Here is a 17,329-nt window from a genome sequence, read left to right on the forward strand (position 1 = left end):
CGCCCTAGGCGAGACTTCGCAACTCACGTGCCGCCGCGACCATATTCACGAGCGCAGGCCGCACCTCCTCCCATTTGCGGGTTTTCAGTCCACAATCGGGATTGATCCAGAGCTGGGAGTCCGCCAGCCGCTGCCGTGCAAGCTTGAGCAGATCGACCATATCGCGCGTTTCAGGCACCCGCGGCGAGTGGATGTCATAGACCCCGGGACCTATCTCGTTTGGATACTTGTAGGTCCTGAACGCATCGAGCAGTTCCATCTTCGACCGTGACGTTTCGATGGAGATCACGTCGGCGTCCATGGCACCGATAGCGTCGATGATGTCGTTGAACTCCGAGTAGCACATATGCGTATGGATCTGCGTGTCGTCACGCACACCCGACGAACAGATACGGAAGCTCTCCACGGCCCAATCGAGATAGGATTTCCATTCCGATTTGCGCAGCGGAAGCCCTTCGCGGAGTGCCGCTTCGTCGATCTGGATCATACCGGCCCCAGCCTTTTCCAGATCGAGCACCTCATCGCGTATCGCGAGCGCGATCTGGCGACAGGCGACTTCGCGGGGGATGTCGTCACGCACGAACGACCAGTTCAGGATCGTGACAGGCCCTGTCAGCATGGCCTTCATCGGACGTTCGGTGAGCGACTGTGAGTACTGCCACCATTCGACGGTCATCGGATGCGGCCGGGACACGTCGCCGAACAGCACAGGTGGCCGCACGCAGCGGGAGCCATAGGATTGCACCCAGCCATGCTTGGTGAAGGTGAAGCCGGAAAGCTGCTCACCAAAATACTGCACCATGTCGTTGCGCTCGAACTCGCCGTGCACCAACACATCGAGACCGATATTCTCCTGCCAGCGCACCGCCCTCGCCGTCTGGTTCTGCAGGAACGTCTTGTAGGCGGCATCGCTGAGTGTGCCCCTGACATGGGCCCCGCGTGCGTTTCTCACTTCCGCGGTCTGCGGAAACGAGCCGATGGTCGTTGTCGGGAATGCCGGCAGCTTGAAGCGTCGATGCTGTTCGGCAGCGCGCGTGGCAAAGTCACTGCCCCGACGACGCATTGTCGCGTCCACAGAGGCGACGCGTTTGGCGACCGCAAGATCGTGGATCTTCGACGATGCCAGTCGCGCAGCCGCCGCGGCGTCCGACGCGGCAAGCGTTGCAGCGACATCAGCGCGGCTGCCAGCCAGCGCTGCTCCAAGTGCGGCCAGCTCTTCCATCTTCTGGATCGAAAAAGCCAGCCAGCTTTTGACGTCCGGATCGAGATCAGTCTCAAGGCTGAGATCGATCGGCACATGTAGCAGCGAACAGGACGGCGCGAGCTCAACGCGATCCCTCCCCAGGAGATCGACCATGGGTTCCAGACTATCGAGCAGACTGGACAAATCGGACCGCCAGATATTGCGGCCATCGATCACGCCCAGCGAGAGGATCATGTCCTTCCGCGCCTTCGCAGCGACTTCATCGAACTGGTCCTGCGCGCGGACCAGATCGAGATGAAGCCCGGCGACGGGAAGCGACAGGGCCAGATCGAGGTTGTCGCCCAGCTCACCAAAATAGGTGTTCAGCATGATCCTGAGTTGCGGAACCGCTTCGGCAAAAGCCGCATATGTCTTTTGCAGCGCCTGCCGGGCCGGCGCGTCGAGATCGAGCACCAGACATGGCTCATCCAGTTGCACCCACTCGGCGCCGCTATCGGCCAATTCCCCGAGCACCTCAACATAGACGGGCAGCAATCTGTCGAGCAGTGTCACCGGATCGAATGACGCATCCGCGCTCTTGGCCAACTTCAGATAGGTCACAGGCCCGACTAGCACAGGTCGTGTCTGATAACCCAGCGATCTCGCCTCCTCGTACTCCTTGATCGGCTTGCGCGATGCGACACTGAAGGTCTGATCCTGCGCCAGTTCAGGCACCATGAAGTGGTAGTTGGTATCAAACCACTTGGTCATCTCCTGTGCTGGTACGCCTTGCGACGTGTCATGCGCATGAGAGCCGTGTGTACAGGCCTCGTCATGCGCGGCGCCTTGTGATCCACGTGCCATGGCAAAATAGGTCGCGAAGGAAACGTCTCCTCCCTTCCAGCCATAGACCTTCGGAATGGCGCCTACCATGACGCTGGTATCGAGTACCTGATCGTAGAATGAGAAGTCGTTCGACGGCATGACCGTGATCCCGAGCGACTTCTGACGCGCCCAATTTGCGGCACGCAGCCCGACGCCGACATCGATCAGCGCATTCTCGTCGATTGCACCGGACCAATAGCTTTCCAGCGCCATCTTGAGCTCACGCCGCGGACCGATCCGTGACGTTCCCAATGTAGCAACAGGAAGCGAGGACGTAGATTTGGCAGAAGACTTGGAAGAAGTAGACTTTGACACAGTAGACATGGCTTAACCCCAATGATTGGGGGCAAAAGGCCAAAGTGACACGTCTGGATTCCACGACGGCAGTCGCGGAATCGCAACCGCACCACCGGGACACCCCGCCCGAGGACGTTTATGTTGTCGAGGCAGGTCTCCTGGCTCGCGGGTCAATGCTGCTGTCCGGCCTTCCCAAAACCTTTGCAGGTCTCAGTGACTTTAATGGACAGCGGCTCACCGCTTACAGTTGCGGGGGCAGCTCCGGCCTTGGCTTAACGCCTCACCGGCTTCCCTCTTAGCTTCGGGCAAACCTTCCCGAAGAACCACGACATGTTCACATATGGGCAACATCGCGCGGCAGTCAACCGAGCTTGCGTGCGCAAGCTGCCCACTCGCAGCAGCGCGTCGAAGATTCCGGAGCTGGAGTGGGCCGCAGCCCCGGGATCAAACGTATCAAGCCCGGCACGAGGCCGGGCTTGCTTAAATGCGAACTACACTTCGTGGATTGCGCTTACGCCCCGTTGAGGAACTGCAGCGGATCGACCGGCGACGAGCCCTTGCGGATCTCGAAGTGAAGCTGCGGCGAAGTAACCTCACCGGACTGGCCGGACTTGCCGATCACCTGACCGCGCTTGATGGTCTCGCCACGCTTCACCATCAGCTCACTCGCATGGGCATATGCGGTGACGTAGCCGTTGGAGTGACGAACGAGGACCAGATTGCCGTAACCCTTCAGCTCGTTGCCGGAATAGGCAACGACGCCATCTTCGGCAGCCTTGATCGGCGTGCCTTCCGGCACGGCGACGTTGATGCCGTCGTTGGACTTGCCATTGGTCTTGGCGCCGTAGCCTGTGACCACGCGGCCGCGCACCGGCCAACGGAACGTCGGCAAAGCGCCGGTTGCGTCAGCGGCTTTAGTCGGCGATTCCGGCGCGGTTTCTTCAGGCGTCGTCGTGGCACTTGCCAGACGGGCCTTCTGTGCGGGCTCGGCAGACGCAACACGGGCCACGGCAGCGGACGTGACCGCGCCAGCCGGAGCGGCCGTCACGGCTGCGACGGGCGCAGCGAGCGGCGCTGCTACAGGAGCTGCATTGGCCGTACGCGCGCCGGGTACCGTGATCTTGGAGCCAAGCTTCAATTGGGCAGTCGGCGCCAGACCATTGGCGCGCGCGAGTTCGGCGACCGGCACGTTGTTCCGGCGCGAGATGCTCATCAGCGTATCGCCGCGATTGACGAAATGCATGGTCGATGCGCCGACGGCAGGTTTGCTCGCAGCAGCGGCAACGGCCGGAGTTGCCGCAGCGCCCTGGCGCGGAATGATCAGCGACTGGCCGGGCGACAGCGCGCGCGGACCCTTGTAGCCATTGGCCTGCAGGATCGCGGCCGACGAGACGTTGTAGCGCTTCGCCAGACCGTCGAGCGTGTCGCTGGTGCCGACGATGATCGAGGTGCCGCCATCACGGGCAAGGCCGTTGGTCGCTGCAACCGAGCGCGGCGCCGTGGAGCCGGTGGTTTCGATCGGCGCGCGTGCGGGCGGCGGCGTATACATACCGTTGCCGCCCCCGCTGACGGGAGCAGCCGACGCAACCGGACGGGCTGTCGGATAGGACTGCGGCGCCGAGATCGGCGGCGGCAAAGGCTGGGATTGATACTGCGGCTGCGGATTATAGGCCGGACGCTGATACTGCGGCAGTTCCTGGCGCTCGACCGGCGCACGTGGTGCCCGCTGCGGCACAGAGCCGGTGGTTTCGCCCTGCCAGCCAAAGCCACGGGACTGCCCCGAGTCAAAACTTGGATTCTGAGATAGGCGTGTCTGCATGTCGGCGCTGCAGCCCGCAAAACCGATAGACATCAGCGCCAGCACCGCGACCTGCGGAGCGCGACGCGAGTAAAGCAACTCGACAACGCTGGACATTGGTTACTCACTCATACGCAACAAACAACTGAATTGAGTAAACACCGTCTCCGTTACCAAGCCTTTAACCTTGCGACCAACACGTGACAGTCGTTCACGAACTTTTTTCAGAGTTCGCGCGCGATGCCCGGCAGCGCTGGCACAAAACGCACGTCCACCAGCTCCTTTCGCTCCAATCCATCCCCGGTTTTGCGGATCCGGACTAGGGTCTGGACGCCATTGTGAGGACCAACCGGCGCAATCAGAATACCGTCCTCCTCAAGTCGGTCGGTCAGCGCCGCGGGCACCTCCTCCACAGCGGCGGTCACGACGATCCGGTCAAACGATCCCAAATTGGCAGCCGGATTGAGGCCATCGCCGAGCATGACCTCGATATTGTGGAGGCCAAGTGCCTCCAACCGGGTCCGGGCGGCATCGGCCAGCGTGCGATAGCGCTCAATGCTGAGCACGTCGCGGACGAGCTTTGACAGGATCGCGGCCTGGTAGCCCGATCCCGTGCCGACCTCGAGCACACGGTGACCAGCATTCAATTGCAGCTGTTCGGTCATATAGGCTACCACGAAGGGCTGGCTGATGGTCTGACCGCAGGCAATGGCCAAGGCCGTATCCCGCCAGGCATGGGCGCGATCGTTCGGCTCGACGAAGCGATCACGCGGAATATCCTCCATTGCGCGCAGCACCAGCCGATCGCTGATCCCACGGCGCCGCAGACCAAGCTGAAAGGTCATCTGTTCAGGCGGCTGTCCGACGGTAATCATGGAAATGCCTCACGCAGCACAGGTTAGAAACACTCTCGATCTAGCAAAGATAGATTGATGTATTTCTGCGATCGGAACCGGGATAGCCTAACGACAACTTTTATTGTTCCGCGCGCGGAACCAGCAACATACCAGCCTGTTATGGGCGGGGCGCTGAAATCCTGATCTTGCTCTATCTGGTACCGAACACGCGACATGCGTCTTTGGGTCACGAAAATGGCAATGCGTCGAGATTGCGTTCAACCCGGGAATTTGCGATTTTGTTCAGAGGATTGGGGCAAGGAAACCGGCCATGACTGCAACGAACCCGCCGGGCGGCTCCGTCTTCCTGGTCGAAGACGAGGTCATGATCCGCATGATGGTCGCCGATATGCTCGAGGAACTCGGCTACAGCGTGGCCGCCGAAGCCGGTGACATCAACGAAGCGATCAAGCTGGCTGGTACTGCCAAGTTCGACATCGCGATCCTCGACGTCAACGTCAACGGCAAAGTGATTTCGCCGGTCGCCGAGGTGATTGCATCGCGCAACCGCCCGTTCATCTTCGCGACTGGCTACGGCGCGCAAGGCCTGCCGGAAGAATTTCGTGACCGCCCCACGCTGCAGAAGCCGTTCCAGATGGAAACGCTGGCGCAGGTGCTGTCCACGACGCTCAAGGGGGTCGCGGTCTAAGCGAGCCCCTCGCTTCTCGAAACCTCAGCCCAGCGCTTTGGTCAGCGCTTCGGAGAATACATCATCCGTGCGATCGAGACGCAGCGGCGTGACCGAGACATAGCGCGCAGCAAGGGCGGCAAGATCGGTGCCCTCCAGCGGGGCTTCCGCGGCGACGATGCGCTCGAAACCGATCCAGAAATACGGATTGTTGCGGCCATCGCGCCGCTCATCGACGCGCAAAAAGCCCTGATTGCGCTTGCCCTGCCGGGTGACAACGACACCTTTCACGTCGTCGGCCGCGCAGGCCGGGAAGTTGACGTTGATGACGGTGTTCTTCGGCACGCTCGCCTTGATGACCTTGCGCAGCACGTCCGGCCCATATTTCAACGCGGTCTCCCATTGCGGGTTGTGACGCGTTTCCATCGAGAATTCCTGGCTCAACGCCACCGACGGAATGCCGAGAATGGTGCCCTCGAGCGCACCTGCGATGGTACCGGAATAGACCACGTCCTCGGCGACGTTGCGGCCCTTGTTGACGCCGGACAATACGAGATCTGGCTGCTTGTCTTTCAGGATATGGCGCGCGCCCATGATGACGCAGTCGGTCGGCGTGCCGCGCACGGCATAGTGCCGCGGGCCGACTTCGCGCAGCCGCAACGGATCGTTCAGCGACAATGAATGCGACACACCAGACTGATCGAGCTCGGGCGCCACCACCCAGACATCATCCGACAATTCCTTGGCAATCTGCTCGATGATCTTCAGGCCGGGGGCGTGAATGCCGTCGTCATTGGTGCAGAGAATGCGCATTCGTGAGGTGCCTTTTCGATCGGGAGGGCCGCTGGCCGGCTCCGGTTTTGCCAGCATGTGCCCGCTTTTGCCACCCCCATTTTGGGCGCTACTCGTGCGCTGCTGAGGCTGTCTCGAAGGCGATTTTTCCCGCAAGCCGGAACATTTCGGCGTCGCCGCGATTTCTTATCTAGGTAGGTGAGTGCCAGTTGCGTCTGAAGCATGCGCGCTCGACCCGGTGGCCTTGGTCGCAGCGCCCCACAGGGCGACGGAGATGGCGAAACAGCTCGAACGGGTGTTGATCATCGGATTGCCGGCGATCGCGGTTGTCGCCCTGACGGGGTGGCTGCTGCTTCCCAGATTGGCCGAGACCAAGCCCGATCTCGCCCTCAATACGGCGGTGATGGCAACAATGCCTGACGAGCTGAGTGAGGAGGACTTTGCCAAACCCACTCCTTCACAACTCGTCAGCGTCCCCGACGCCGCGGAGCTCAACCGTCTCAGCCTTTCCCGCCAATCGTTTCGCCGCGGTGGCCTCGGTTCCAGGGCGCTGATGACCTTCACCGTGCGCAACGCCAACGACTATCCGGTCAAGGACCTCGAAATCGCTTGCGCCTTCCGCAGCAGGGATGGGCGTTATGTGACGGAGCGTCGCCGCGTCATCGCGGAGACCGTCAGCACGAAAAGCCGCAAGGCGTTTCCGATGACGCATATGGGCTTTGTCAACATAAAAGCCGAGAAAGCCAAATGTGCGCTGGTGACGGCCAGCCGCGCGTGAGCGGCTGGCGCGCGACGACGCCTAGCCGGCCTGGACGACTTTAAGCCCGCCCATATAAGGCTGCAGCACATCCGGCACGGTAATCGAGCCATCTTCCTGCTGATAGTTTTCCATCACGGCGATCAGCGCGCGACCGACGGCGGTGCCCGAACCATTCAGAGTGTGCACGAAGCGCGGTTTGCCATCCGGCCCGCGCGAGCGCGCATCCATGCGACGCGCCTGGAAATCGCCGCAGACCGAACAGGACGAAATCTCGCGGTAAGCACCGCCGTCGCCCTGGCCCGGCATCCAGACCTCGATGTCGTAGGTCTTCTGCGCAGCAAAACCCATGTCGCCAGTACACAGCGTCATCACGCGGTAATGCAGGCCAAGCCGGCGCAGCACTTCCTCGGCGCAGGACAGCATGCGCTCATGCTCGTTCTTGCTTTCCTCAGGCGTGGTGATCGAAACCAATTCGACCTTGGTAAACTGGTGCTGGCGGATCATGCCACGCGTATCGCGGCCGGCAGCACCAGCCTCGGCGCGGAAGCACGGCGTCAGCGCCGTCATACGCAGCGGCAGCTCTTTTTCGTCAAGGATGGATTCACGGACGAGATTCGTCAGCGGGACTTCGGCGGTCGGGATCAGCCAGTAACCCTGCCCTTCACTACCGATCGCACCGGCAGCGAACTGATCATCGCGAAACTTCGGAAGCTGCGCAGTGCCAAACATCGCATCGTCGCGAACCAAGAGCGGTGGGTTCACTTCCGTGTAGCCATGCTCATTCGTATGCAGATCGAGCATGAACTGCCCGATGGCACGCTCCAGCCGTGCAAGGCCTTTCTTGAGCACGACGAAGCGTGCGCCCGAGAGTTTGGCCGCGGCCTCGAAATCCATGAAGCCCATGGCTTCGCCGATATCGTAATGAGCTTTCGGCGTGAACGCGTAGTTGCGCCTGGCGCCGAAGTGATGACGCTCAACATTGCCGTGTTCGTCGACACCCTCAGGCACTTCGTCGAGTGGCAGATTCGGGATTTCGGCAAGCGCGACGCTGAGCTTATCCTGGGCGTCCTTCACCGCGGCTTCCATCGCCGGCATCGTCGTCTTGAGTTCGGTGACCTCAGCCATCAGCGCATTGGCGCGCACCTCGTCCTTGGTCTTCTTGGCTTCACCGATTTCCTTCGAGGCTGCATTGCGCCGGGCTTGCGCCTGCTCGGACGCAAGGATCGCGGTCCGGCGCGCTTCATCGATCGCCAGCAGCGATACCGACAGCGGCGCCAGTCCCCGCCGCTTCAGCGCAGCGTCGAAAGCTTCGGGATTGTCGCGGATCGATTTAATGTCGTGCATGACGGGATTCCTGAGCGAAAGCGGCTCTGAGTACCCCGAATAGCTGACATTTGGAACATGAAATGGGCCAGCGGCCCGTTAATGCATGCGCTGGAGAGCCGCCAATATACCGATGCCAACCGCGACGATGCCGCCAAGACGTAACGTCATCTGCAGTGAAGATTTCTCGATAGCAGCCTGCAAATCATTCCGTGTGGCAAGCAATCTAGACTCTAGATCCAACTTCACTCCAAGCAGGTCAGATTTCGTCACTAGCTCGGTCATGATGAAATCCCGTGCCGCTTCAGCATGTGCCTCGGCCTGCTTATCCGCGATCCCCGCTTCGCGGAGACGCTTCGAATAGCCGAGTGTATCAAATGCAAAGGCCACAATCACCTCCCCAGCACAAGACAAGACACAACCCAAAGTAGATTGCTAAGGTTGTGATTGCAAGGAGGCGACGCCCCTACTCCGCCGGCGTCACGTCCGTGCCGGTCCCCGCCGCAGCCTTGGCAGCAGCGGCCTTGGCGGCATTCTTCTCGACCATGCTGACCGCGATAATCGAACCTTCGTAGAGAATCAGCAGCGGGATCGCGAGGGAGGCCTGGCTGATCACATCGGGCGGCGTCAGCACGGCCGCGATAACGAAAGCGATGACGATGAAGTAGCGGCGCTTTTCGCGTAGCTGCTTCGACGTGAGGATGCCGATGCGGCCAAGCAGTGTCAGGATGACGGGGAGCTGGAAGGCGATTCCGAAGGCGAAGATCAGCGACATCATCAGTGAGAGATATTCGCCTACCTTGGGCAGCAGCGCGATCTGCGCGGTATCGGAGCTTCCGGTCTGCTGCATGCCCAGCGAGAACCGGATCAGCATCGGCAGCACGAGGAAATAGACCAGCAGCGAGCCCAGCGCGAAGAAGAACGGCGTCGCGATCAGGTAAGGCAGAAACGCGCCCTTCTCGTGCTTGTAGAGGCCGGGAGCCACGAACATGTAGATCTGCGCGGCAATTACCGGAAACGAGATGAAGCCGGCGCCAAACATCGCCAACTTGAGTTGGGTCAGAAAGTACTCCAGCAACGCGGTGTAGATGAACTTCGAATTCTCTGGGCCGGCGACCCAGACGAACGGCCAGACCAGGACGTTATAGATCTGCTTGGCGAAGAAGAAGCAGAAGATGAAGGCCACGGCAAATGCGAGCAGTGCCTTGATCAGCCGCGACCGCAGCTCGATCAGGTGATCCATCAAGGGAGCCTTGGAGGCTTCGATATCTTCGGCACTCATGACGCTTTGGCGTCCTTCAGAACGTCGGGACTGGCCGCGTCGGGCGCTGTTGCGCCATCATTGGCGGCAGCGGGAGTTTCGACCGGCGACGGCTGCACTTCCCGGGTAATGGCCAGTGGTTCGTTCACTGCAGCAGTTTCCTGCGCATGCGTCTCGGCCTCAACGAAGGTCTCGGGTGTAGGCGGCTCGGGCGTGGTGGGCACGGCCGGAGGCGTGTCGAGATTGTCAGCCTTGTCGATGGCCATGGCGTCACTGACGTCCTTGGTCAGCGAGGTCATGATGTTGTTGGTGGTGAAGCCGGAAGCGACATCCTTCACGTCGTCGAAGGCCTTTTTGACGTCGGCCATTTCGGCTTCGCGCATCGCCTCGTTGAACTGGCCCTGGAATTCCGAGGCCATCTTGCGGGCCTTGCCCATCCACTGCCCGACCATGCGCAGCACGCCGGGCAGTTCTTTCGGGCCGATGGCAATCAGCGCGACGACCGCGATGACGACCAGTTCACTCCACCCGATATCGAACATGAAAAAATCCGCTCACGCGGGGCTGGATGTGCCCGCGTCTCCTTCAATGGCCGCCGCGATCCCCAAGGACAATCCCTTCGGAACCTCAGACAACCTTGCTGCCGACGTCCGTACGGTTGGCGGTCGGCGCCGGCGGGGTCTGGTCGATGGTGCGGACCGGCTCGGTCGGCTTGTCTGCCGGCTTGTCGTCGTCCGCCATGCCCTTCTTGAAGGCCTTGATACCCTGCGCAACGTCGCCCATCAGGTCGGAAATCTTGCCGCGCCCGAACAACAGCAGGACCACTCCGATCACGACGATCCAGTGCCAAATGCTGAGTGAACCCATCCTGCTAACCCTCCAAACACGCGGCCAGTCGCCCGGCCTGATCTGACCGGAACGTAGGCTGCGGGGGTGTCAAAAACAAGGACTTAACCCTCGTGGAATCGCGGATGTCGCGGCGCAATGCCGCGAGCGTTAATGCCGCGATCAGTGCTTGCGGTCGTCGTCCCGGTCGGTTGCGTCCGGCTCAGCGTCATCCGGCTCATCTTCGTCCTGATCGTCCTCGTCGAGCTCGTCGTCTTCCGCGTCGTCGGAATCGTCTTCATCGTCGTCGAGTTCGGCCGTTTCGGGCTCAGCGGTCTCGTCTTCATCCGACTCGGGCTCTGCGACTTCAGCCGCTTCGGCCTCGCCTTGCTCGGGCTCGATCACGTCGAGATTACGCGCTTCAAGTTCCGCGACCTCGGCCGCTTCGCTCTCTGGCTCCACAACATCTGCCGTTTCAGTGAATTCGGCCTTGGCCTCGGCAAATGCCTGGGCCTCACCAGCGTATCCGACAGTCCCGGCTTCGGGCTCCTTGAGCTGCAGTTCGGGGAATTCCGGATCGGGTGCCGACAGCGCCAGTTCCAGTTCGCCGCCCTCCAGCGGATCCTCGTCCTCGCGGAGCGTCGGATCGTCGGACGGATTGGGCACGCTGAAGCCGGACGGCAGCCGCGAATCCAGCAGACCCGTGCCCTTTAGTTCCTCAAGACCCGGCAGATCGCCGAGTGCCTCAAGACTGAACTGCGACAGGAAGCTCTCGGTGGTACCGAAGGTCAGCGGACGGCCCGGCGTCTTGCGACGGCCGCGCGGCTTGATCCAGCCGGTTTCCAACAGCACGTCGAGCGTGCCCTTGGAGGTGATGACGCCGCGAATATCTTCGATTTCGGCGCGGGTCACCGGCTGGTGATAGGCAACGATGGCGAGCACTTCGATCGCCGCACGCGACAGCTTGCGGGTTTCGGTGGTCTCGCGGGTCATCAGCCAGGACAGGTCACCGGCGGTGCGGAACGTCCATTTGTTGGCGACACGGACCAGATTGACGCCACGCATGGCGTAATCGGCCTGCAACTGCGCCAGTGCCGCCTTGATATCGACGCCATCCGGCATGCGCTTGGCCAGCGCGGATTGGTCGAGCGGCTCGGTGGATGCGAACAACAGCGCTTCGAGCAGGCGCAATTCTTCTGGGCGCGCCTCCGACTGGACCTCGGTCTGTCCCTCGGACTGCACGATCTGATCCTCGACATCGTCGATGCGTTTCTCGGCGAGGCTTGCCATGTCTGGATCTCCTTCTTCCACTTACTCGGCCGGAACTTCCGGCTCCACCTGCACAGGCTGGGCGATGTGCTTGCGGAAATACAAAGGCGCGAATGCTTCTTTCTGGCTGAGGTCGAGCGTGCCCTCACGGACCAGCTCAAGCGCAGCTGCAAAACTCGAGGCCATCACCGTCGCGCGCTGCGCGGGGTCGGCGACGTAAGCAAGCAGATATTCGTCGAGGCGGCTCCAGTCCTCTGCCATGCCGACCAACCGTTCCAGCGAGGCGCGCGCTTCGCTCAGCGACCAGACGGTGCGCTTGGCGAGATGGACGCGCGTCAGCACGCGTGCCTGGCGCTGTGTCGCATAGGCCGACAGCAGATCGTAAAGCGTCGCCGTGAAGCGCGGATGCTTCACCTCTGCGATCGACTCGGGAACGCCGCGCGGAAAGATGTCGCGGTTGAGCTGCGGCCGGGTCATCAGCCTGTTCGAGGCTTCGCGGATGGCTTCGAGGCGGCGCAGCCGGTTGGCCAGCGCGGTCGCCATATCCTCGGCGCTCGGGCCTTCGCCCGGCACCGTCGTATCCGGCAGCAGCAGGCGCGACTTCAGGAATGCCAGCCACGCCGCCATCACCAGATAGTCGGCAGCGAGTTCCAGACGGATCTTCCGCGCGGCTTCGATGAACAGCAGGTACTGGTCGGCCAGCGCGAGGATCGAAATCTTGTGCAGGTCGACCTTCTGCTGACGTGCGAGCGCGAGCAGCAGGTCGAGCGGGCCTTCGTAACCTTCGACGTCGACGACCAGCGCCGGCTCGTCGTCGGGAACGACCTCGGCCGGCAGTCCGGTTTCAAACGACAAAATCTCAGCGCTCATGCACTTGCTCCTGCTCGAGCGATCAAGGCGTCCAGTTCCGCGCGGCCGGCGGTACGGTCGAACGGCTGCGGCTGACGGCGAGCAGCAAGAGCCGCCTTGGCGCGCTCAAGCGCCTTCCCAGCCAGAACCGGGGTCTCGCTGACGACGTCGCGCATCTCGTCCAGCTTGCCGTTGCAATGCAGGACCATGTCGCACCCGGCGCTGACGATCGCCCGCGTGCGTTCCGCGATCGATCCCGCCAGAGCATTCATGGACACGTCATCACTCATCAACAAACCTTGGAACCCGATACTGCCGCGAATCACCTGCTCGATGATTGTCGCAGAAGTCGTGGCCGGTTGGGTGGCGTCCAGAGCGCTAAACACAACATGTGCAGTCATCGCCATCGGCAGGTCGGCGAGCGGACGAAACGCTTCGAAATCAGAGGCTTCGAGCTCACTTCTCGCGTTATCCACGATCGGTAATTTGAAATGGGTATCGGCGGTCGCCCGACCATGGCCGGGGATGTGTTTGAGCACCGGTAGAATGCCACCTTGCGACAGACCTTCGGTCACGGCGCGCGCAATAATCGCGACCTTGCCGGGCTCGGTGCCATAGGCGCGATTGCCGATCACGGCATCAGCGCCTTCCACGGGGACGTCCGCCAACGGCAGGCAGTCCACGGTGATGCCGAGGTCCACAAGGTCACTCGCAATGAGCCGTGAACTGAGCCAAGCAGCCCTGAGGCCTGCTTCCGGGTCCGCGTCATAGAGCGTGCCGAACACAGCACCGGGCGGATAGACCGGCCAGTGCGGCGGTCCCAGACGCTGCACACGCCCGCCTTCTTGGTCGATCAGGACCGGCGCATCGAGATCACCGGTCGTGTTGCGAAATTCTTCTACAAGTCGAGCAACTTGGGCGGGATTATCGACATTACGCTTGAAGAGAATGAAGCCCCACGGCCGTTCCGCGCGCAGAAATGCGCGCTCTTCAGCGGTCAGCTCCAGCCCAGATACACCGGTGATGAATGCGCGTGTGCTCATGGGGCCGATTAGCCCCCATCAACGCCCAGGGTCAAGGAAACGGCCGTTAATTCCTTTGGACGACGCACTGTCCGCCGGCAGATTTCAGGTTCCCGCAGACCTGTGAGGCTTCTTCCTGCGAGCTGAACGGTCCGACCATGGCCCGATAATAGGTCCCCTTGTCGCCAAGGTCGGCCTTCTTGATCAACGGCGCACGCGATCCCAGTACCGAGGGGAACTTGGTCTGCAGGGCACGGAACGACGCCTGCGCATCGCCCTCCGACCGCTGGGACGATACCTGGACCACATAGCCGCCGCCGGAGGCGACCGGGGCCGCCTGCTGGGTCGGGTTGGTCGAAGCCATACGGGAGGGCGCCGGAGGAGCGGCTGCAGCCGGAGGCGCGGCCTGCGGCGACAGCGACATCGGGGCATTGGCCGATGCATTGGCATTGGCATTGATCGCGCGCGGTGCCGCAGCGGGCGCGGCTGCAGGAGTCGCGGCCGGAGCGGCGATGCGGGCCGGCGCCTGACGCGCGGCCGGTGTGGCCCCGGCGTCGGACTGGTCACCCTTGACGGCGAAAGTACGGATCTTGCGGGGCTCATCGCCCTGCATCGCGCCATTGCCGACCATCGGCTTGTTGGATGGCGACACGCTGGCGGTGGATGGCGGGTTGGCGTTCTGGTTCAGCGGCGGGAACACCACACGCGGACCAGCCTTGGTGGCATCCTGCACGTTGACGGGCTGCTCTTCGCGCGACACCAATCGCTCGGGGGCTGCGCCGCCGAGACGATCTTGAATCGGCTTGCCGTCGGCCGCGGCTGTCGTCGACGGCGGGACGATCTTGTTCGGACCGGGCTCGGCCTTGATCACCGGCGGTTCGCCGGTGCGCGCCGATCCCATAAATGTACGATAGGCGAAGGCAGCACCGGTACCCACTACGGCCAGCGCCAGCACGATGGCAACGGTCGCCATGCCACCGCGGCGCTTCGGCGCCTCTTCCTGCTCGGCATAGCCGTCCTGATAGGCGTAGGGATCATCCTGATACTGATCGTCGTGCGGATGCTGGGCCTGTGTGCCATCGGCGTGGCCATACAGCGCATCGTCATAACGATTGGGATCATGCGGCGCGTGAGCCTGGTCGTACTGGCCCTGATAATCCTGCGCCTGATGATCCGTATGCGCGGCAAATGCTGGCGCCTGATGATAATCGGCCTCCGGCTGCAGATGCTGCGGCTCCTGATGCTGAGCGCCGTAACGCTGCACCGGATGAAGATTCTCGAACTCCTGCTGCTGCGGCTCATGGGCTGCCGCGCGCTGCATCCACGGCGGCGGGCCGGGCTGCGCGGGTTCTTCCTCATATTCCGGCTCGTCCTGATAGGCCGGTTCAGCCTGGCGCGGCGCGGGCGCCGGGCGGCTGTTGCTCGCGAACGGGTCGGTTTGCCCGATCAGCCGCGCAAGTTCGGCGAGCGGATCGCCCTCGCCCTTCGTCCGCGATTGAGCGTCGCGGCCGTAATCGTCATCCGCTGGGAAAGGTCGGTTCTGGTATCGATTAGCCATTGTGATGTCGCATCCCCTTCGGGAAAGCCGCCAACCCGCTTTTCAAACGAAACAGCTGCTATCAAGAACCACCCACAGATCCCCATGTGAGCGGCCGTCCCCTGTCTACCGCATCTCGTCCGGTGCGGTGACGCCGAGAACGGCGAGGCCCGAAGCCAAGACTGAGACGACGCTCTGGACGAGTGCCAATCGCGCTTTAGTAAGTTCTGCATCATTAGTGATAATGAAGCGTAAATGAGGCATATCGCGTCCGCGCGTCCAGAGCGCATGAAATTCGCTGGCGAGATCATACAGATAGAAAGCGATGCGGTGCGGCTCGTGCGCCGTGGCCGCAGATTCTATCATCCGTGGGTACAATGCTAACTGCCGCATCAGGCCCAGCTCGGCGATATCGTCGAGCCGCTCCATCACGGCGTCTTTTAGATAGGCAATGCGCGCCTCGGTTTCCAGAGGCAGGTCGGCCAGCATCTCCCGCGCATTGCGGAAGATCGAATGGCCGCGGGCATGCCCGTACTGGACATAGAAAACCGGATTGTCCTTGGACTGCTCGATCACCTTGGCGAGGTCAAAATCCAGCACCGCGTCGTTCTTCCGGAACAACATCATGAAGCGCACGGCGTCGGAGCCGACCTCGTCGACCACTTCGCGCAGGGTAACGAAATCGCCGGAGCGCTTCGACATCTTCACCGGCTCGCCATTGCGCAGCAGCTTCACAAGCTGCACGATCTTGACATCGAGTTCGGCCTTCCCTGCCGTCACCGCCTTGATCGCCGCCTGCACACGCTTGATGTAGCCGCCGTGATCGGCGCCCCAGACGTCGACCATGTTGAGGAAGCCGCGGTCGAACTTGGTCTTGTGATAGGCGATATCGGACGCAAAATACGTGTAGCCGCCATCCGACTTCAGCAGCGGACGATCGACATCGTCGCCATAGGCGGTGGCGCGGAACAGGGTCTGCTCGCGGTCTTCGTAATCGTCGATCGGCTTGCCCTTTGGCGGCGGCAACCGGCCGATATAGACGTCACCCTTGCCGCGCAGGAAATCGATGGTCGCGCCGACCATATCGGTGCTGCCTGCTATCAGCGAGCGCTCGGAGAAGAACACTTCGTGGGAGATGTTCAGCGCGGCGAGATCGCCCTTGATCATCTCCATCATCATGGAAATGGCCTTGACGCGCGTGATCGGCAACCACTTGTCCTCGGGCATCTGATTCAGTGCAGCGCCGTGCTCGGCCGCGAGCGCCTGCCCGACCGGCACCAGATAGTCACCGGGATACAAGCCCTCCGGGATATCGCCGATGGTTTCGCCGAGTGCCTCGCGGTAGCGGAGGAACGCCGAGCGCGCGAGCACGTCGACCTGCGCGCCGGCGTCGTTGATGTAGTATTCGCGAGTAACGTTATAACCGGCGCAATCGAGCAGACTCGCCAGCGCATCGCCGAATACGGCGCCGCGGCAATGGCCAACATGCATCGGTCCCGTCGGATTGGCCGACACGTATTCGACATTGACCTTCTCACCGGCTCCGACGGCACTCCGGCCATACGAGGCACCGTCGCGCAGCACCGCGCGCAGCGCATCGGCCCAGGCCGATGACTTCAGCGTGAGATTGATGAAGCCGGGTCCGGCGACATCCACCGACGTCACCAGATCGTCTTCGCGCAGCTTCGCAGCGATAGCGTCAGCCAGATCGCGCGGCTTGGCTTTCGCCTCTTTCGCCAGCACCATCGCGGCATTGCTCGCCATGTCGCCATGCGACGCATCCTTGGTCGGCTCGACGACGACGCGCGACAGATCGATGCCGGCGGGCAACACGCCTTCACTGACGAGGGCGTTGCAGATCGCGTGAACGCGCGCGAGCACGTTGGCGAACAGATGCGGGGTCGGAGTGGATGTGGCCATGATCGTACAGGAACCGGAACTTGCGCCGGGACTGTTCCCGGCTGGATTGCATCAAGGATGGATAGCGGTTTCGTATGCGTTCCG

Annotated in this window: 16 protein-coding genes and 1 riboswitch; of the genes, 2 read left to right on the forward strand and 14 right to left on the reverse strand. The window is 62.0% G+C overall.

The annotated features are described in order from the left end of the window. Positions 1–4: 4 nt before the first annotated feature. The 3 genes from metE to AC1DUY_RS03015 form a co-directional block, all read right to left on the reverse strand. The gene (gene metE / locus AC1DUY_RS03005; protein ID WP_478112130.1) at positions 5–2,392 is read right to left on the reverse strand and encodes a 5-methyltetrahydropteroyltriglutamate--homocysteine S-methyltransferase; all 2,388 of its coding nucleotides are present in this window, start codon (positions 2,390–2,392) and stop codon (positions 5–7) included. A gap of 104 nt (positions 2,393–2,496) precedes the next feature. After that, a riboswitch (cobalamin riboswitch) is annotated at positions 2,497–2,708 on the reverse strand. Positions 2,709–2,876: 168 nt separating this feature from the next. Further along, a complete protein-coding gene (locus AC1DUY_RS03010) occupies positions 2,877–4,280 on the reverse strand; it encodes a peptidoglycan DD-metalloendopeptidase family protein (protein WP_478112132.1) in 1,404 nt (467 codons plus the stop codon). Between the two features lie 107 nt (positions 4,281–4,387). Beyond that, positions 4,388–5,038, reverse strand: coding sequence for a protein-L-isoaspartate(D-aspartate) O-methyltransferase (locus AC1DUY_RS03015; protein WP_441229515.1), 651 nt, complete (start codon positions 5,036–5,038; stop codon positions 4,388–4,390). 292 nt (positions 5,039–5,330) lie between these two features. On the opposite strand from AC1DUY_RS03015, the gene AC1DUY_RS03020 reads away from it, so the two are divergent. Beyond that, positions 5,331–5,708: a response regulator gene (locus tag AC1DUY_RS03020; protein WP_089264477.1), complete on the forward strand. Its 378-nt coding sequence runs from the start codon at positions 5,331–5,333 to the stop codon at positions 5,706–5,708. Positions 5,709–5,732: 24 nt separating this feature from the next. On the opposite strand, the gene surE is transcribed toward AC1DUY_RS03020, so the two are convergent. Continuing rightward, positions 5,733–6,500 carry a 5'/3'-nucleotidase SurE gene (surE, locus tag AC1DUY_RS03025; RefSeq protein ID WP_441229514.1) on the reverse strand — a complete coding sequence of 256 codons (768 nt, stop codon included), beginning with the start codon at positions 6,498–6,500 and terminating at the stop codon, positions 5,733–5,735. A 253-nt stretch (positions 6,501–6,753) separates the two neighbouring features. Here surE and AC1DUY_RS03030 point away from each other — a divergent pair, with 253 nt between their 5' ends. After that, the gene (locus AC1DUY_RS03030) at positions 6,754–7,257 is read left to right on the forward strand and encodes a hypothetical protein (RefSeq protein ID WP_231080763.1); all 504 of its coding nucleotides are present in this window, start codon (positions 6,754–6,756) and stop codon (positions 7,255–7,257) included. A gap of 21 nt (positions 7,258–7,278) precedes the next feature. Here AC1DUY_RS03030 and serS read toward each other — a convergent pair whose 3' ends face one another. From serS to argS, 10 genes are all read right to left on the reverse strand, one after another. Continuing rightward, positions 7,279–8,583, reverse strand: a complete 1,305-nt coding sequence (gene serS / locus AC1DUY_RS03035) for a serine--tRNA ligase (RefSeq protein WP_478112135.1) — start codon at positions 8,581–8,583, stop codon at positions 7,279–7,281. Between the two features lie 78 nt (positions 8,584–8,661). Continuing rightward, entirely contained in the window at positions 8,662–8,952 is a 291-nt protein-coding gene (locus AC1DUY_RS03040) for a hypothetical protein (protein ID WP_089264720.1), read from the reverse strand. Positions 8,953–9,028: 76 nt separating this feature from the next. After that, a complete protein-coding gene (tatC, locus tag AC1DUY_RS03045) occupies positions 9,029–9,844 on the reverse strand; it encodes a twin-arginine translocase subunit TatC (protein WP_089264481.1) in 816 nt (271 codons plus the stop codon). Further along, positions 9,841–10,365 carry a Sec-independent protein translocase protein TatB gene (gene tatB / locus AC1DUY_RS03050; protein ID WP_441229511.1) on the reverse strand — a complete coding sequence of 175 codons (525 nt, stop codon included), beginning with the start codon at positions 10,363–10,365 and terminating at the stop codon, positions 9,841–9,843. The genes tatC and tatB overlap by 4 nt, the downstream gene beginning before the upstream one ends. 85 nt (positions 10,366–10,450) lie before the next feature. Further along, positions 10,451–10,690: a twin-arginine translocase TatA/TatE family subunit gene (locus AC1DUY_RS03055; protein ID WP_068730798.1), complete on the reverse strand. Its 240-nt coding sequence runs from the start codon at positions 10,688–10,690 to the stop codon at positions 10,451–10,453. 141 nt (positions 10,691–10,831) lie between these two features. Then, entirely contained in the window at positions 10,832–11,938 is a 1,107-nt protein-coding gene (gene scpB, locus AC1DUY_RS03060; protein WP_441229510.1) for an SMC-Scp complex subunit ScpB, read from the reverse strand. 21 nt (positions 11,939–11,959) lie between these two features. After that, complete coding sequence (locus AC1DUY_RS03065; RefSeq protein WP_089264484.1) at positions 11,960–12,787, reverse strand: segregation and condensation protein A; 828 nt, start codon at positions 12,785–12,787, stop codon at positions 11,960–11,962. Next, positions 12,784–13,809 carry a beta-N-acetylhexosaminidase gene (gene nagZ, locus AC1DUY_RS03070; RefSeq protein WP_478112139.1) on the reverse strand — a complete coding sequence of 342 codons (1,026 nt, stop codon included), beginning with the start codon at positions 13,807–13,809 and terminating at the stop codon, positions 12,784–12,786. The genes AC1DUY_RS03065 and nagZ overlap by 4 nt, the downstream gene beginning before the upstream one ends. Positions 13,810–13,855: 46 nt before the next feature. Beyond that, positions 13,856–15,346 carry an SPOR domain-containing protein gene (locus AC1DUY_RS03075; RefSeq protein ID WP_478112141.1) on the reverse strand — a complete coding sequence of 497 codons (1,491 nt, stop codon included), beginning with the start codon at positions 15,344–15,346 and terminating at the stop codon, positions 13,856–13,858. Between the two features lie 105 nt (positions 15,347–15,451). Next, positions 15,452–17,245: an arginine--tRNA ligase gene (gene argS, locus AC1DUY_RS03080; protein ID WP_478112143.1), complete on the reverse strand. Its 1,794-nt coding sequence runs from the start codon at positions 17,243–17,245 to the stop codon at positions 15,452–15,454. Positions 17,246–17,329 lie beyond the last annotated feature (84 nt).

It is taken from the genome of Tardiphaga sp. P4_G1, from assembly GCF_056401215.1.

Bases quoted from the DNA above. Each gene is read 5' to 3' on its own strand.
- AC1DUY_RS03065 (WP_089264484.1), bottom strand. From the start codon at position 12,787: ATGAGCGCTGAGATTTTGTCGTTTGAAACCGGACTGCCGGCCGAGGTC.
- AC1DUY_RS03075 (WP_478112141.1), bottom strand. From the start codon at position 15,346: ATGGCTAATCGATACCAGAACCGACCTTTCCCAGCGGATGACGATTAC.
- serS (WP_478112135.1), bottom strand. From the start codon at position 8,583: ATGCACGACATTAAATCGATCCGCGACAATCCCGAAGCTTTCGACGCT.
- metE (WP_478112130.1), bottom strand. From the start codon at position 2,392: ATGTCTACTGTGTCAAAGTCTACTTCTTCCAAGTCTTCTGCCAAATCT.
- tatC (WP_089264481.1), bottom strand. From the start codon at position 9,844: ATGAGTGCCGAAGATATCGAAGCCTCCAAGGCTCCCTTGATGGATCAC.
- argS (WP_478112143.1), bottom strand. From the start codon at position 17,245: ATGGCCACATCCACTCCGACCCCGCATCTGTTCGCCAACGTGCTCGCG.
- nagZ (WP_478112139.1), bottom strand. From the start codon at position 13,809: ATGAGCACACGCGCATTCATCACCGGTGTATCTGGGCTGGAGCTGACC.
- AC1DUY_RS03030 (WP_231080763.1), top strand. From the start codon at position 6,754: ATGGCGAAACAGCTCGAACGGGTGTTGATCATCGGATTGCCGGCGATC.
- AC1DUY_RS03020 (WP_089264477.1), top strand. From the start codon at position 5,331: ATGACTGCAACGAACCCGCCGGGCGGCTCCGTCTTCCTGGTCGAAGAC.
- scpB (WP_441229510.1), bottom strand. From the start codon at position 11,938: ATGGCAAGCCTCGCCGAGAAACGCATCGACGATGTCGAGGATCAGATC.
- tatB (WP_441229511.1), bottom strand. From the start codon at position 10,365: ATGTTCGATATCGGGTGGAGTGAACTGGTCGTCATCGCGGTCGTCGCG.
- AC1DUY_RS03010 (WP_478112132.1), bottom strand. From the start codon at position 4,280: ATGTCCAGCGTTGTCGAGTTGCTTTACTCGCGTCGCGCTCCGCAGGTC.
- AC1DUY_RS03055 (WP_068730798.1), bottom strand. From the start codon at position 10,690: ATGGGTTCACTCAGCATTTGGCACTGGATCGTCGTGATCGGAGTGGTC.
- surE (WP_441229514.1), bottom strand. From the start codon at position 6,500: ATGCGCATTCTCTGCACCAATGACGACGGCATTCACGCCCCCGGCCTG.
- AC1DUY_RS03015 (WP_441229515.1), bottom strand. From the start codon at position 5,038: ATGATTACCGTCGGACAGCCGCCTGAACAGATGACCTTTCAGCTTGGT.